14 protein-coding genes and 1 pseudogene are annotated in these 15824 nt (G+C 54.5%); 9 read left to right on the top strand and 6 right to left on the bottom strand.

Going from position 1 to position 15824, the window contains the following annotated elements:
* Nucleotides 1-4 precede the first annotated feature (4 nt).
* Nucleotides 5-724, bottom strand: coding sequence for a response regulator (locus tag GLP52_RS10685; protein ID WP_093731468.1), 720 nt, complete (start codon nucleotides 722-724; stop codon nucleotides 5-7).
* 134 nt (nucleotides 725-858) lie between these two features.
* Between GLP52_RS10685 and mce the strand changes: the two genes are divergently transcribed.
* Both mce and GLP52_RS10675 read left to right on the top strand, forming a co-directional pair.
* Complete coding sequence (mce, locus tag GLP52_RS10680) at nucleotides 859-1263, top strand: methylmalonyl-CoA epimerase (protein ID WP_093731639.1); 405 nt, start codon at nucleotides 859-861, stop codon at nucleotides 1261-1263.
* A gap of 2 nt (nucleotides 1264-1265) precedes the next feature.
* Complete coding sequence (locus GLP52_RS10675) at nucleotides 1266-1559, top strand: DUF1467 family protein (RefSeq protein WP_093731467.1); 294 nt, start codon at nucleotides 1266-1268, stop codon at nucleotides 1557-1559.
* Here GLP52_RS10675 and GLP52_RS10670 read toward each other — a convergent pair.
* The 3 genes and pseudogenes from GLP52_RS10670 to GLP52_RS10660 form a co-directional block, all read right to left on the bottom strand.
* Complete coding sequence (locus GLP52_RS10670; protein WP_093731466.1) at nucleotides 1492-2226, bottom strand: EI24 domain-containing protein; 735 nt, start codon at nucleotides 2224-2226, stop codon at nucleotides 1492-1494. The genes GLP52_RS10675 and GLP52_RS10670 overlap by 68 nt on opposite strands.
* A complete protein-coding gene (locus GLP52_RS10665) occupies nucleotides 2217-2789 on the bottom strand; it encodes a nitroreductase family protein (protein WP_237272366.1) in 573 nt (190 codons plus the stop codon). The genes GLP52_RS10670 and GLP52_RS10665 overlap by 10 nt, the downstream gene beginning before the upstream one ends.
* A gap of 11 nt (nucleotides 2790-2800) precedes the next feature.
* Nucleotides 2801-3367 (bottom strand): annotated as a pseudogene (locus GLP52_RS10660) (class II histone deacetylase); the annotation flags it as partial.
* Between the two features lie 826 nt (nucleotides 3368-4193).
* Between GLP52_RS10660 and GLP52_RS10655 the strand changes: the two are divergent.
* The 6 genes from GLP52_RS10655 (at nucleotide 4194) to GLP52_RS10630 (ending at nucleotide 11800) form a co-directional block, all read left to right on the top strand.
* Nucleotides 4194-4715 carry a site-specific integrase gene (locus GLP52_RS10655; protein WP_237273539.1) on the top strand — a complete coding sequence of 174 codons (522 nt, stop codon included), beginning with the start codon at nucleotides 4194-4196 and terminating at the stop codon, nucleotides 4713-4715.
* Complete coding sequence (locus GLP52_RS10650) at nucleotides 4712-6772, top strand: hypothetical protein (protein ID WP_237273538.1); 2061 nt, start codon at nucleotides 4712-4714, stop codon at nucleotides 6770-6772. Before GLP52_RS10655 ends, GLP52_RS10650 begins: the two co-directional genes overlap by 4 nt.
* Nucleotides 6773-6812: 40 nt before the next feature.
* On the top strand, nucleotides 6813-8891 hold the full coding sequence (locus GLP52_RS10645; RefSeq protein ID WP_237273537.1) for a hypothetical protein: 2079 nt from the start codon (nucleotides 6813-6815) through the stop codon (nucleotides 8889-8891).
* A complete protein-coding gene (locus GLP52_RS10640) occupies nucleotides 8888-9376 on the top strand; it encodes a hypothetical protein (protein ID WP_237273536.1) in 489 nt (162 codons plus the stop codon). Before GLP52_RS10645 ends, GLP52_RS10640 begins: the two co-directional genes overlap by 4 nt.
* A complete protein-coding gene (locus tag GLP52_RS10635) occupies nucleotides 9369-9836 on the top strand; it encodes a hypothetical protein (RefSeq protein WP_237273535.1) in 468 nt (155 codons plus the stop codon). Before GLP52_RS10640 ends, GLP52_RS10635 begins: the two co-directional genes overlap by 8 nt.
* A gap of 158 nt (nucleotides 9837-9994) precedes the next feature.
* A complete protein-coding gene (locus GLP52_RS10630) occupies nucleotides 9995-11800 on the top strand; it encodes an AAA family ATPase (RefSeq protein WP_237273534.1) in 1806 nt (601 codons plus the stop codon).
* A gap of 137 nt (nucleotides 11801-11937) precedes the next feature.
* On the opposite strand, the gene GLP52_RS10625 is transcribed toward GLP52_RS10630, so the two are convergent.
* A complete protein-coding gene (locus GLP52_RS10625; RefSeq protein ID WP_237273533.1) occupies nucleotides 11938-12645 on the bottom strand; it encodes a hypothetical protein in 708 nt (235 codons plus the stop codon).
* A 443-nt stretch (nucleotides 12646-13088) separates the two neighbouring features.
* Here GLP52_RS10625 and GLP52_RS10620 point away from each other — a divergent pair, with 443 nt between their 5' ends.
* Nucleotides 13089-14678: an Eco57I restriction-modification methylase domain-containing protein gene (locus tag GLP52_RS10620; protein ID WP_237273532.1), complete on the top strand. Its 1590-nt coding sequence runs from the start codon at nucleotides 13089-13091 to the stop codon at nucleotides 14676-14678.
* Here GLP52_RS10620 and GLP52_RS10615 read toward each other — a convergent pair.
* Complete coding sequence (locus GLP52_RS10615) at nucleotides 14675-15811, bottom strand: phospholipase D family protein (RefSeq protein WP_237273531.1); 1137 nt, start codon at nucleotides 15809-15811, stop codon at nucleotides 14675-14677. The two genes, GLP52_RS10620 and GLP52_RS10615, sit on opposite strands and share 4 nt — an antisense overlap.
* Between the last annotated feature and the right edge of the window lie 13 nt (nucleotides 15812-15824).

The following is a 15824-nucleotide window of genomic DNA, read 5'->3' as shown; positions in this document are numbered from 1 at the left end:
GCAGCTAGATCGCGATCTGACGCGTCAGCCGTTGGCGCAGGACCGACCGGATCACCCGTTTTTCTTCATTGGTGGGCAGCCCCATGGCACGTCGTGCTGCCAGCGCTGTCGCGGCCTGTTCCAGTGCTGCGTCCTGCGCACTGCGCGCCACGCCTGCCAGAAATTGTGCGACGTAATCCAACGTCTCTGGCGTACAGGGGCCGGTGAGCACGTCATCCATATGCGCCATATCATCCTGCAGCGCGATATCGTCGGGCCTAACTGTGTCATCGCTCAGCGCCGACAGGCCCGGTGGGCGATGATGCGGGGGCAGGGCGGCCAGCACGACTTGCTGAAACTGCGACAGCGATTGCAACGGTTTGCTCATGAACCGGTCCGCCCCAGCGGCCAGCGCATCCGCCGCCAAATGGGTATCGCCCGAAATGGCCAGCAGGGCATCAACGCGGGGCTGCGCGCGGGCTAGTTCTGCAATCAGATCAATGCCGTTTCCGTCTGGTAGCCCCAGATCGGCAATCACGATCGACGGGCGGTAGACCTGCAAATGCCGCCGCGCCGCGCGCAGGCTGCCGGCCCGTCTGATCCGCGCGCCAGAGCGGAGACAGAGCAGGCGCATCGCCTCGCAGGCAAAGCGGCTGTCTTCGATCACCAGAACCGTAAGGCCCAAAAGCGGGCGGTCGGCCGTGGGGGCGGGCAGGCTTTGGGCCTGATGTTCAAGCGTATCCATGATTCCTCCGTTATGCTTTGTGGGTGACCTATGGTTAGGCGCGCTTCGCTAATACGGTGTTAACGTGACGCATTGCTCTTGTGGCAGCGGCAGCCCATAAACTGCGTCAAATGTTGATTTGAGGGAGAAGAATGATGATCGGTCGCCTAAACCACGTAGCCATCGCCGTGCCGGACCTTGAGGCCGCTGCGGATCAATACCGCAACGCTTTGGGCGCGAATGTCGGTCCTGCGCAGGACGAGCCCGACCACGGCGTCACGGTGATCTTTATTGAACTGCCCAACACCAAGATCGAATTGCTGTACCCGCTGGGTGATGACAGCCCGATCAACGGGTTTTTGGAAAAGAACCCTGCCGGTGGTATCCATCACATCTGCTATGAGGTCGAAGACATCATCGCCGCGCGGGACCGTCTGACACAAAGCGGCGCGCGCGTTCTGGGCAACGGAGAGCCCAAGATCGGTGCCCACGGCAAACCGGTGATTTTCCTGCACCCCAAAGACTTTAACGGCGCGCTGGTCGAGCTGGAGCAGGTGTAAACATGGCCGTCATGTCAGGCATCGTTCTGTTCACCGTGATCTGGTCGATGGTCTTTATGATCCTGCTGCCGGTGCGGGTGCAGACGCAGGGGGATCTCGGGCAGATCGTCGAGGGCACCCATGCAGGGGCCCCCGAACATCACTACCTTAAGAAGAAAGCCCTGTGGACCACAGGTATCTCGGTGATTCTCTGGGCGATCATTGCGGGGATCATCCTGTCGGGATGGTTCACCGTGGCCGATGTAGAACGTCTGTTGCACGGGGCACCGACACCAATTGGTGGAACAAGTGGGTAAAGGTCGCCGCCCCTAGGATCGGAATCACCAGATTCAGCAGGGGCACCGACAAGGGAATCGCCATCAACACTCCGGCGACGAATATCGTAAGCCCATGTTTGCCACGCAGACGCTTTGCCTCGGTCCGGCCCACCCGCCGGATCGCGGCAAGCGTGAAATATTCGCGCCCCAACAAGAAACCGTTCACGCTCCAGAAGATCAGGGGCGCGAAGGGGGCGAACATCAGGTAGAGCACCAGCGCCACGATGTTCACACCGATCAGCACCCCCATGAAGTTTACCGTATCGCGCAGCGCATCGCCAAAGGGCACATGCGTGGCGGGCGGCAGATGGGGGTAGTGTTCGGCCTCTACCGCGTCGGCCACATCGTCCAGAAACATTGATGTGATCGCCGAGGCGACGGGCACCATCAGGAACACCGACAGCACCATCAGCAACAGCGCAGCACCCCAGCTGAACAAATCGTCCAGCCAGGACACTTCGCCCAGAACGGGCAGCCAATTATCCTCTCCGGTCAGCCAGTCGATCAGCCAGACAAAGCCCGCAGACGCACCGACCAGCAGCAGCAACGCCAATCCGACACCCAGCAGCAGGACGCGGCGAAAGCTTGGATCGCCGACCTGTCCGACCGCCAGCCCGAAGGCGCGAAAGATCTGTGCTATTGCCATGTGGTGATCGCCGTGATGTCGGGGCGCCCGCGCTCTGGCGGGGCTGAGGTTTCGGTGCCGATATGAATGATGCCTGCGATGCGTTCATGTTCCGCGAGGCCGAAAGCCTCGGTCATGAAGGCGCGGTCGTGGCTGACCCAACCGCTCAGCCAGTTTGCGCCCCATCCCGATGCGAGCGCGGCGTTGACCAGCGACAGACAGACCCCGCCCACGGCATAGGTCTGTTCCAATGGCGGGATCTTGGGCGACGGCTTTTGCACCTCGACCACAACCACCGCCAGATCGCCCTGATCAAATTGCCCGCGACCTTTCTGGATCTGTTCCGCATCGAGCGCCAAGGCGGTGCCGCGTGCTTCGGCAATGTCGGCCAGATGCGCCATCGCGGGCTTTTCGATCACGATAAAACGCCATGGTTCCAGCATCCCGTGATCTGGCGCACGCGAGGCGACGGTCAGCAGCTCGGTCAGCGTGTCGCGGTCGGGAACTGGTGTGGTCAGCGTCTTTGCAGGGCGTGAACGGCGGGTTTGCAGGAAATGCAGCGCGTCGGTATTGGGTGTCGGCATCGGGGTCTCTCTTATAGGTTCAGCTCTTGCGCCATCGCGTCAATGGACGCGCGCAGGAACGCGTCGAATTTGGGACTGGGCTGGCGAATGCGAAAGTTCTTCGCATGGGGATCTGGCGCTGTGATGTCACTGTCTGCGAGGGCTGCGATTGTGGCGTGGCCACAGAAGGGGACATAGGCCTCTGAATAGCCGCCTTCGTGGACGAGCACCAGCTTGCCGCCACAAAGTTTTTGCGCCGTAGCTTTGATACGATGGGTCATATCGGCAAACGTTTCGGCTGTGGCCTGCATCCGCGCCAGAGGATCGACGATAGAGGCGTCAAAGCCGCAGGCGACGATGATCATGTCGGGCGCGAATGCCTCGAGCGCGGGGATCACGATGCGCTCGAGCGCATGCAGATAGGCGGTATGCCCCGACCCCGCATGCAGCGGCAGGTTGATGTTGTAACCCGTCCCGGCCCCGACGCCCCGATCCGCCAACGCGCCGGTATCAAGCGGATAGTTGCCTTCCTGATGGAGCGAGATCGTCAGCACATCGTCGCGGTCATAGAAAATTGCTTCGGTGCCATTGCCGTGATGTTCTTCCCGGAGTGCTTTTCTTAACTTTAAGATTGACAGAGCGTTCACCTTTTCCCATCGTTTAGAGATGTCAGCGTCTTCGCGCATAGCGAGTATATGGCCGGAAATGGGCCGGCTTGTCGAACATGGTCTGGACCAGCGCCTTGCCTCCATACCTACCTTGGTCTGGCCAGGCAACCGAGTGGTCCCTGGTGAAATATACTATGCTGCCCGCGAGTTTTTGGAGGCGCGGGCTGGCCTATCATCCCCAGCAATAACGCATCATCCAGTTCTGGAGCCACGTCGGGCTCGTCATGACGCATTCGAAACTACGAAAAAGGTGGCCGGCGCCCTTTCTAACTTTCTCAGCTATTGCATTCGCAACCGCGTGAACTGGCGGGACATTCATTTGGGACACAAAGGGGACAGGCCGTCAGTGATGCATTGGGCCTATTCCTCGCTCGAAGGTACTTGCGGTCAATCGATCGTTTCCCCCAGCACGGTCGGCATAAGATTCTACTACGTCCAACACTTTTTGTGGTGGTCAGGTAAGAATAAACATCGATCCCTCTATGAGCCGACCACTTATACATTCGTCCGCGGTGTACGTCCGAAGATGCGCGTAGAAGAAATGGTCGGAATTCCGGACGAAGACGAGGTCCGCCGTTGGCTTGAAAGAGTTAAGAAACAGTTTGATTGGCAAGCTTACTTGATGATCCGACTGGGGCTCGAAGTTGGTCTTAGGTCTAGGGAGATACGGTATATCCGGGCATCGAGGATTCCTCAGAAGTCTGTGCTTCAAGGGGGTGGGCACTCGACTAGGTTGGGGATTCTCGGCGACCCCTCAATGGAAATTTTCGAGCTCAGCATTGAGGCGGAAGACGGCACGAAATATGGAAAGCAACGCATAATCTGGGTTCCAAGGGACCTGATGATTTCACTGCAAGCTTGGGTCCGAATAGAAAGACACCGCCCGTATGCGGTAAAGCAGTTTACTCCGAAGAACCCTAATTCTGCCAAGCCTTCCTATCTCTTCTTTAACCCTAAAACCGGTCGGCCTTGGGGGAAGAACCATATTAACGACGATATTATTAAAGAAACTGCGGTCATCGGTGGCTTAGACACGACCCATAAGCTTCGTCACTACTTTGCATCCAGGTTCATGTTGCGACACACAGTCCGCGCCATGCTCATTGCGGGAGCCGTTTCTGGGAAAGATGCAGGCCCTTTGCTTGATCACGCGCTTAACGAAGCCGAGCTCCAACTTCAAATGCAGATGGGGCATAGTCATGGCTCTACCACGAAGATTTATCGGGATTGGGCGAAGGAGCAGTATTACCTTCTAAACTATGCTCAAGGTACTAAATGAGCGAGATCACTAAAACGGCCTATGTCGATGAGATTCGCTTCATTGATCCTAACGGAATACCGCAAGAAGTCTCAATTGGCCGGCTCGCGAAGGGATCGACCGGACGGCTGGAGTATCGTGGTCGACCGCGCCTCGTCAGACAGCTTTTGATATCCATAGAACAGCGCTTGAATGACACAAGCCGAAGGACGGCAGCCCGAAATGTATCGGCGTTAGCTCTATTTTGGTGCATGTTGGACGAATACGAGATCGAAATGGCGAGGGGAGAGGGAGAACTACTCCAAAGGTTGGGCAGTAGAGGTGCCATAGAAGTCAACGGACTTGACGCACCTGTCACCTATATCGACGATTTATGCGATCTACCGCACCATACTTGGCATCTTTTTGATTACTATCTTAGAAGCGCAGTAAGTTCGCGAGCCTCAGCGCGCACAAGGTTTTCTTTCGTAAGAGATGTAGTCGACGATGCATTGAGAATAGAGAAATTTGAACCCCTTTGTGTTCATTACCTTCCAGAGAGTTCTGCGGGCTCGAGGGTTCACCCTGATCTCGATCACGAGGCGCTACGTTGGCTTCATAAGATTTGCATCAGCGAAATTCGGAGAGCCGATAATCTGCCGCTACGCAAGTTTTTCGATGGCGTCACTATTGATCGCGATGCTAGCCCGCCGGATGACTGGGCCAAAACGGAAGTTGGGTGTCGTCAAAAAGTTTATCAAGACCTCCGTCTAAGGATTCTTGGTAGAGATAGGCTTCTCCCGGTTGGCGCTTATGGGTTTACCAAGAAGGTCGGACTAAATCGCGCAGAAAACAACGGTATCGCAACCCAGAGCTTCGGTGACTACGTCAATGCGCTAATCCCAGACAAGTCGGAGGTGCTCGCGGCTTGGATTTTGGTGGCAGGCCGAACTGGTTGGCTTGATGCTCTTTCACACCTCAATTTAGCAAGGCACTGGGTGGATGAAGCGAATCCAACATCAGCAGGAGGTCGACCGAAACCTCGATATCTACTCTCCGCTCGGCGCTCCAAAACTGGAGGATTCCAGGTCCATACCAGCACGTGCGGTCGATATAGCCCCTACCGGATCATCAAACGTATGGAAAATCGGACCAGTCTTGTTCGAGAACTGACGCGGGAGAGGTTGGCCTGTCTCGAAGAAGAAAATCTTCCTCATGACGATGAGCGCATTCGCGAAATTGTACGCTTGAAGGAGCTCGTAGGAAGTCCATTTGCCTACCTTCCTCGAGGCGGACCCACGACAAATACTTCAAAAGTCGTTTCTCTATTTGACGACGTTTTGGACAATTATAGAAATGAAATTGGCACGCTCATTGGCCGCGCCGGGCGGCATATGCTCAGACACCTTGACGACGAAAGACGTGAAGAGCTCATTCAACGCATAAAAAGCACCAAACTTAGCGATCTCCGAGATGCTGCAGCAGATCGTGTCTGGGATAAAACCCGTAGTCTCTACGCTGTACAGGCCCAACTCGGACATAGTCATATTAGTGTGACTGCGGCCTATCAGAACCGAAGGCAAAAGCGCCTTGAAGCATTCGCAAGCTTCGCAAATGTAATGGGGGTTCTGGGTGATGAAGTCGAAGCCGGGGAAGGCGTAGATCCAAGGATTCTCCACGCACGTATATTGCTTGGTCAAGAGGCGAGGATTCCTCCTGCGGTTAGAGCTGAACTGAAAAAAGACACCTTACCTCGCGGTCGCGTTGGCGTTCCCTGTGCCGACCCATACGATCCTCCCAATCTAGGGGAAACGACAAATCAGAGGTCTCGATGCACGCTGGAATTGTGTGTCATTTGCAAACACGGAATCATCGTCGATGACGCTCCTGGGGTATTTGAAGCATTGGCTCGGCGGCATGCTATTCTTAAGAAACGCCTGACCCGTATGCCTATCAATGATGTCAGCGGAAGCCTGGAAGACTATGAGAGCGTCCGCATTCAAGAGATTGTCTATGCCTACTACCCCGAAAGAAAGCAAGAATTCGAAGCATTAGCCACAAGCTTCGAACGCGAGGGGGCCACAAATGAAGGTCAGTAGTAATTCTATAAGCGAGACACTGAGAAGCTCGAATTCCAACTTGGATACATTCGATCCTTGGCGCGCGCCTTGGGTCAGCGTCACAAACTTCTATCGCAGCCTCGGCATTGACGTTCTCGGACTATTGAGTGGCGAGCCCGCAGATCACAGAATCGAAATTCCTGAGCACTACTTCAAGAGTGGTACTGCTCTATCACAACGGACTATCCCCTTGCATCGGGTAAATCGGCCAGAGGAGATTGCGCCAAACGATAGGCGGTTGGTGGCCCTCAAACGCCGAATTTTGCGCATTTGGGCTATGCTTATCTTAAACAAGAAATCATCACTTAGGCCGAGAAAGAAAAGCAAATCTAGCTACAGCTGGGGAACCGCTGCGAGTGAAGCGCGGGGTCTCGTCGAAGTGGCGCGTGTGGCGCTTATCGAAGGAAAGGTTGGAGATGACGACAGTTGCCCAGATGGACTGTCAATCTTCATCCATCTGACAAAACAGGACCTCCTCCTGCATGCGAAATACAAGAAAGAGTTATATCGACTGAATGCCATCTTAGTATCCGCCCGGGAGAAATCTCTTTTTGATGATTGGTTCGAATTCGATCTCAATGAGTGGAGTGACGCTGAACTGAGGAAACAGAAGAGTAGCGAAACTGGCCGCAACGAAAAACCGGATGGCCAAAACCAGATTGAGCCATTCGAAGACGAAGATCTTGCCACTATTTTAGAGAACTGTGTTTTGCTGTCTGATCTAACAGACGATCTGATAGTGATTGAAAGCCATGCTCAAAAGCTCCTGTTGATCGAGAAAAAATATAGGACGAAGGAACTACGGCAGTTCGTGCTTGGCTACGAGGGAAGGCACCTTAAATATGGGGCCCTCCCGTTTCTTTGGATGGGAACTACGGGGAGATTGGTTTCCCGGATTGATGAACACAGCTTTCCTTGGAGTTTTGTGCGGGGATTGATGCGTCAGGTTCAGATTGCTCACATGCAACTTCTAAATTTTCTCCTGATGATGCGAGCTTGGGAAACCGAGCATCTTCCTTTCGATGCGGTTCGCAAGCATTTGGGAACAGACCTGCATCTCATGACCTCAAACTTCGCTAAAATGGCATTCAGCACGTCGGGCGACCACCGGGATTGGCCGCTCTCGCCACTCGCGGTGAAAACTATTGAGCGCCAACAAGCTTTGACCTTAGCGATGGCAAAGGCAGGTGCCCGACCGAAGTATCTTTTTTCCGGTGACGACTTAGTCAGCGATATTAGATATTCGCGATTCTGGGACCGAATGCGGGACTTCCAGGGAAGACGTTTGATTAATGAACAAAGAATTGTACCCACTCGGTATCGGGCATCCGCCTGTAGGTTGGTTGTTCTCGCAGAACTCGGTGGCGACAATATTGCGCGGCAGATCATGGGGCACCGAGATCTAGCAACGACAATGGGGTACGCCAATGCAAACGGGAAATTAGCTTCGGAATTGCTTGCTACCCGGACGCGAGTACAGCAGGTCTTTGGCAAACATCTGCTTGACGACTATTGCAGTGGCAGGCTGCCGAAACGCAGCCTTAAAGAAGTTTCCACACGCCTCGCATCTATAAAATGTCATGTTGGTGAAGGGCTCAATCTTCCTGATGGCTTAATTCCTTCCGCCATAAGGCAATTAGGTACAAGTGAAGTCGAAGACATTGAGAGTATGCTCGGAGAGGGGCTTCAAATGACTGCACCAGGTGTCTTCTGCAATCGGCGGAATGACCAAATTGGTGCGTGTCGGAACGCGGTCCAGGCAGTTAATCCGGGGCAATGCAATGAAAACAAAGATTGCATGTATCGACTTGAAAGTGGTGCATACGTGCTTGACCAAGCCGAAAGGATTGAAGGTTACCTCGGTATGTTGGCATACAAAAAACCCTACGATCCAAAAGATTTTGGGTTCTATCATATCGCCGTAGCCCTTCTTGATTGCTTCGACGAAATCCATGGAGAGGTGGAAGAGAAGGCCCATGATCTGCGGGTCCATGAAGTTCTGGATGCGATCGATGGGACGATGTTCGAAGAGCTTTTACCAGCTGCCCAACGCGCAATGAGAGTCATCCACGAAATCCGTACAGGTCAAGCAGTATGAGCACCGTCAAGCCCCCCTCCCAAATTCGCTCTGAGAGAGTTAGGGGAAGAGTCCGGGAAACTCTCAATGTCATTCGTTCTGAGATCGAAGCTTCGTCACAAAAAGTTTATCCAGGTAAGATGAGGTTGACCGTCGCTGAAATCACGCGAAGGGCAGGCGCAAGTCGAAATACCATCAACGATATGTCGGAGGTTCAAGATCTCTTGGCGTGGTACCGTACGATTCATGCGAACGAAATGGCTAATGGCAAAAAGGCAAAGCCGGACTATCTCCAAGCGCTCGATAAGTCTTCTCGTATACTCCGCCTCCAAGATGCTGATCGACTGGCTACGCAAGCGGAAATTGAGCGCTACAAGAAAGAGTTAGTCAGGCTAAAGAAGCTCTTGTCGGAACGTGATGCTTTCATAGAAGGATTGCGTGGCAGGGTTGATCCGAATGTCCTTGCACTACACCCCGAGTCGCCGAAAGGGTATTGGGATGACTGAAAAAATCTTGGGCCGCGGTTCAGGGAAGGTCGCGAGACAGACAATGAAAGCCTACATTAACCAACACCGTGATCGCGGAAAGCTTCTTCCGAATAGAGGCGCAGCGCTTTGGCTGGCTGAGATACTTCGAGAAACTGGACTAAATCGGAACCAGCTTAGTACCAATCATGGTTTGCGGCAGATGCTTGAAGATTACGCACAGAAGAGCAACCTCGCCTACAGTAGTAAAGGGCAAGTGGCTCCTGAGGAGGAGACCCTCAAGGAAACTGTAAATACGGGAAGCATGGTTCCGGTAGAGCGGTTACGTGAAGCCCAACGGCGATTGGGTGCGGCACAGCGCAGGAGTGCCGAATTGATGGCTGAAAATGTCCGCCTGCGTAGTCAATTGTCCAGAGGGGATGAGGTCGCAAAACTCATTGAGATCGGCGGACGCATAAAGCCCGGAGACCTCGATTTATGAGGGCTCTCGGGCAATCTCCGCCATGCGGCTTGCCGGAGCATGGTCACCACCTTGCAGAGTATCTTGCTCGTGAGCGCGCGTTCAAGTTCATCGGCCGAAAACGGGCAGCTGCACTGCTCAACACATTTGGATCGGAACTTCGCCAAGCCATCCTCGGGTTGGATGATCGCGTTGTGACAATACTCGGTGAAGCATCGGCAATAAATGCGGCCGCCGTGCTCGAAACGCGTCTGCCGGAAGCCGATTTTTTGGACTGGCTGTCGGATATCCGCGCGGATATCCCGATATCGAAGGCAATCCGGCTCGCGCGTGCGTGGGGAAAACAAGGCGTCGCGCAGGTGAAGAAGAATCCATTTCTCTTGCTGGCCGTCAGTGACTGGAAGACGGTAGAGGCCATAGCGGAAGGCTTGGCGATACCGAAAACTGACGTGAGACGCCAAATAGCCGCTTTAGAAGCAGTGCTGATGGGGCAAGAAGGCTTGGAGGGAGGATCTACGTTGATGCCCGATGCGCGCGCTTTGCAGCTTGCTGAGCGCCTCCTTGGGTGCAAGCCGTGTCCTTCAGTAATCGATAAAGCCGTGCGCTCCGGCGCGGCCATACGGCTTGTCGGCGGATTGCAGCCCCCTGGTGCGGCGCACATGGAAGCTGCATGCGCGCTTCATCTTCTCAAACTTGCCCCCCAGCCCCCTTGTTCCGGGCGCACTCCCAAGGGGAGGCTGGCCGATCTCATCACAAAATATGAAGGGGCGCAGCCATTTCCGTTAACTGAACGTCAGAGGGAGGCTATCAAAAAGTCCCACGATCATCGCCTGCTCATTCTTGCTGGCTACGCTGGGTCCGGAAAGACTACTGTGCTCAAGGCCATCTGTGAAACGCAGGAAGCCATAAGAAGAACTCCGCTGATCGTGACCCTTTCGGGACGAGCCGCGCAGCGCGCCTCCGAGGCCACTGGACGGCCTGCGATCACGGTCGCTCGTTTCCTTCTATTACAGGAAAAATCACATAGTGTTTTAGGAGCTGACCAGGTTCTAATCGCTGATGAAGCCAGTATGATCGGATTAGTTGAGTTTTGGCGCATTCTGCGTTGGCTTGGCGACGCGTCGCTGGTGTTGTGCGGCGATCCCGCCCAGCTTCCTCCTGTTTCGCCAGGCGTTGTATTTAACGCACTCTGTGCTAGTCGCAGCATTGTAAGCGTCGTTCTTGACAGAGTTCATCGTCAGGATGAGCGAACGGGTATTCCCAAATTTGCAGAACGCATTCGAATTGGCTTAGCGCCCGAGATGACGGGCTTTTCAGGTGCAGAGCCTGGCGTGACGTTCGTCCCGTGTTCGAAAGGGGATCTTTGCAACGAGATAACGAGGATTGGCGTTGAGATCTCCCGAGGGGGGGGCACACGCGAGGAGATGCAGATAATTGCCCCAACCAATGCTGGGATCGGACATATAAATGATTTCTTCCACCGCCGACTTGTTCGAAGAAAGCCGAACCTTTGGCCCCATATTGAACACATTGCTGAAGGGGAGCCAGTGATATGGACGCGAAATGACCCCCAGCGTAGACTTACGAACGGGTCGCTGGGGCGGATCGTCAAAATTGAGGGAGAGACGATCCTTGCGGAGCTCGACGGACAACTTCACTACCTCTCGCCTGCCGACCGGCAGTTTATCGATCTCGCTTGGGCGATTAGTGTTCACAAGGCGCAAGGCAGCCAGTGGAAGCGCGTGATCATCCCGATTTTTGAGAGCAAGATCGTAGATCGTTCACTGATCTACACCGCACTTACGCGGGCGCAGGAGCAAGTAGTTTTCGTCGGATCATATTCATCGATCCGACGTGCTGTCGAGGACCGTGCAGTGGCGGATATGCGCTATTGCGGCTTTGAGGTATGGTTGAATTTAGCATGCAGAGAGCAACGACGTGCGCAAATCGCGAGTGAAGCTAGCACTCGGTGTGCTTTAAATTGAGTGGAGGTTCGAATTTTGTAAAGAACTAGTTTGTTAGCGAAAGCATTTTAGTGCAACTTCCGTTGGTAGCGCGGGCTGAGCGAAGCCTTCGCATAGCGAAGCGATGCCCGTGCGGGGTGCTTGGCGAGCACCTTCGTTTACTCAGAGGTGTCTGGCACCCAACAACTGATCTCACGGCGCCAAAGGTCGACGAGACAACTTTGATCCCATGTGTCATTTACGCTCCCTAGAGAATTCCAGTTGGACGGTCGAGGTAAGTGAAGTCGTAAGTTCAAGATAGCATTTGGTGAAGTTATCGGCAGCATGAAGGCTTTGCGGATCTTCACCCGTCCCCCGCGATCGGCTTTCGCGATATCGACGAGCAAACTTTCAGCCTGTTGCGGGGAAAAAGTATTGCTCTTCCATAGACCGGTGCGAACAGCATTCGCGAAAATAATATCAAAATACCAATATGATACCTTTAGCTCACCTAGGGCGGCAGCCTCTGTCGATACCTCGTGCAAAAGGAAGCCACCGAAAGCGCCCTCCATGCCGCCAACCGGTAACCCGTGAACAACAGGCGCCAAATCTCTATCCTTGAACGAAGCCTCCAGAAACCTTGTGTGGATTTCCCATCTCTCGACATTTGCTTTGCTTAACGTCGCCTTGTTCTGGAGGTAAACTTGATCAAAAGAGACTGAGGCGATGAAGTCATGTCCGAGATTATCAATCTCCGGTTCCGTTACCTGGAGCTGAACCCCGCAGTGCGCCGCGGCCAACTTCATGTCCAACGTTGCTTTCGTATGCAAGAGGCGCTCACGGGCTACAAAATGCTTAGGGTCTGAAAGAAAATCAACTAATGTCATGTGTTCGGTTCACTCTTTGCACCTCATCGCCCACGCTTGAAGATACTTGCATAATAAATGTCAAGGAAGGCATGGATATTTCAGCGGAGCACACGAACGCGCCAGGAGCGAAGCTGAGACACAGTTGCGGTAGCTGGGGCTCAAGGCGGACGTTGCGCTTCGTGGCTCTGAGACGCTGCACTGTACCACTGAATGGAAAGGGCTGGCATCCAATGCTGCCCGATTGCATTTCAGTTAATGGGTCCGATCAGGAAATATCTCTTGAACTTGGCGCTAGGGTCGCCTCAACTTGAGAAGAATATTGCCTGAACAGGATGCCGATACAAACCACTTTTCATCTATCCTTGTCCTGCATGGTGAATCGGGCAATAAGCCAGCAACACTCCTCAGTCAGGTCTAGTGAAACTCGGCTATGTTAGGTAAGGGGTGTCATAGGGGCAGCAGTGAATTTCATCGCATCAGAAACTAAGCAGAAGCTACGTGGCGGGTACTATACTCCAGAGGACCTTGCGGAATTTCTTACGCGCTGGGTAGCGCCGACCGCTGAGACAAGAGTGCTGGAGCCAAGCTGCGGCGATGGCGCTTTTTTTCCCACTTTGCGAGGCACCGGCGCTGAAGTCACCGCGTTTGAGTTGGCACCAGAGGAAGCGGCAAAAGCCATGGCCCGTGGCTTGCAGAATTGCACCGTACATAACCAAGATTTTCTTGGCTGGGCCTTGGACGCTAAAGGCGGCCAGTTTGACGCTGTCATCGGCAACCCCCCCTTCATTCGCTATCAGTACCTACCCGCAACCTTCCAAACCAAGGCTGAACAGGTTTTTTCCCGACTGGGGTGCAAGTTCACTAAGCACACGAATGCGTGGGTGCCGTTCATATTAGCGTCTATGGAATTGCTGCGTCCCGGCGGGCGGCTGGCAATGGTTGTACCTTCCGAAATTGTACATGTCATGCATGCCCAATCGCTACGGACCTACCTGGGTCAGCAATGCCGCCGGATGGTCATTGTGGACCCTCAAGAGATTTGGTTCGAGGGTACTTTGCAGGGGGCGGTTCTGCTCATGGCTGAAAAAAAGGCCTCCCCAGATGATCACGGCGAGGGATTGGGTATTCTTCGCGTCGCGGGCCGTGACTTCCTGCGCCAGGATCCCGAGGCGGTCTTTAATAAACCCCGCGCGATCAATGGCAAGACTGTGCAGGGCAAGTGGACCCGCGCACTTGTGCCGCCCGCCACACTGGCTATTCTTGACGCGATAGAGTCCAGCGACCGTTTCTGTCGCTTCAACGATATTGCTAAGGTCGACGTGGGAATCGTTACGGGAGCCAACAAGTTTTTCCTTGTCACTGACGAAGTCGTGGAGCGACACGGGTTGCATGAGTGGGCGCACCCCATGTTCGGTCGCAGCGATCACTGCCCCGGCGTGATCTACGACGAGGCGCAGCATTGTAGCAACGCGGCTACCGGCAAGCCGACGAACTTCCTGTGGCTTGACCCTTCGGTGGAAGATTGTGCCAATGGTCGCGCATACATCGCATCGGGGGAGGACGAGAATCTACATACGCGATACAAGTGCCGCATTAGAAAGCCATGGTATACCGTGCCGTCTGTGTACGCTACAGAAGTGGGAATGCTTAAGCGAAGCCATGACACGCCGCGCCTCATTCTCAATACCGTTGGAGCCTACACGACGGATACTGCCTATCGCATCCAACCGTTGCGCGGCACGGCTCAAGGGCTGGTTTACGGCTTCTTTAACAGCCTCACCGCCCTGAGCGCGGAGTTGGAAGGACGACATTACGGCGGCGGCGTGCTCGAACTGGTCCCGTCCGAGATAGAGAAGCTGCTGCTTCCCACGTCAGAAGATCTCGTGCCGGATGTAGAGAGGTTAGACCGTATGGTCCGCGATAATACCGTGGCCGAAACGCTAGAGGTGCAGTCCGAAACAGTGCTCGCGGCACTTTCCAAGTCCGAACAGATGGACCTTCTGGCGGCATGGGCTACTTTGCGCGACCGGCGGCACCGCCTGCCTACTTAATCGATTTCCAATGTGAACCGCGTCGGGGCGTCAGTCTCACGGTACAACTTGAGGACCCGGCCCAAAAGATCTTCATGTGCCACCAATGGTTTCGCCTCTCCCCAATGAAGCCCGGTCATGCTGTTTCGCTGCTGATAGGCTGCCGTGTCCGTTCGAGTGTTATGAGACAAATGTATTCTGCGTTCTCCATAATCCACATCTTTAACAATTAGGCGCATTACGGTCTCCGCCCGCTCAATGTGAGCTCGCGCGGGGGCAGGATCAGGTTCCCACTCTAGTGCAGCGAATACTTCGTCCCGGAAGTAGTGCCGTTGGTCGACACCTTCCCATGCCCCCACTCCAAGTAACATGGAGCCTGTAGGATTGGTGTTGGCCCCTGTCGGAATGTTTAAGTGGCGGCGGGTTAATCCTTTGCTTTCCCAAACTTGCTCCAACCGCGCCCGCGCCACCGGAGCGGCTGGGACCACAGGCGGAGCCGGCGGCGGGGCAGGGCGCGTAACGTTCACTGGATTTGTGTGCAAGAGCATCCTTGGCACTGCATCAAGCGAGCGGTCTGTTGAGCTTCCAGCCGGTTCGGGGGGGCGACGTTTGCGCTCGTCTATCAACCGGCCCGCACGTTGGAGGTCGGCTAGCTGCGTAGCATCTATCGCGCGAATAACATGGTCCGGGTAGTCTGATATTAGCGCATCAAGTTTACCTTCTAGGTCGTTAACGAATGCCGCATCATCAGCTACATCGAATTCTTGTAGAACGCTGGCCTCGATATTCGTTCGGAGGCCGCCCATCGTCAGGTTGGCGCTCCCCAGCAGCAGCTTAGACCGCAAAGCTGAGCGGGAGTAGTAGAGCTTCGGATGGAAGATGCGCTGGCGAGTGCCAGTGTCCACCATGTATGTTTCGCAACCAATTTCGAGTGCCTTCTGAATTGATTGCACAGTGGTCACCCCGTTGCGTATTCCAACGAAAATGCGCGTCCGGTCTGCAATGGGTTCCAGAACGCTTTGCAACAAAGAGAGACCCGACTCGGTCATAAAGGCCGTGCTGATCGTGGCAGATAGCAGATCAGCCATGCCGAACACTTCGCGTGCCGGGGTAAGGTGATCTTCATTATTTACAGCTTGTAGAAGAAATCTCATAGATGCCAAATTT

It is taken from the genome of Sulfitobacter sp. M22, from assembly GCF_021736025.1.
Taxonomy (GTDB): Bacteria; Pseudomonadota; Alphaproteobacteria; order Rhodobacterales; family Rhodobacteraceae; genus Sulfitobacter; species Sulfitobacter litoralis.
The sequence above is the reverse complement of the archived record's forward strand: the minus strand, read 5'-3'. Positions and strand labels throughout refer to the sequence as shown.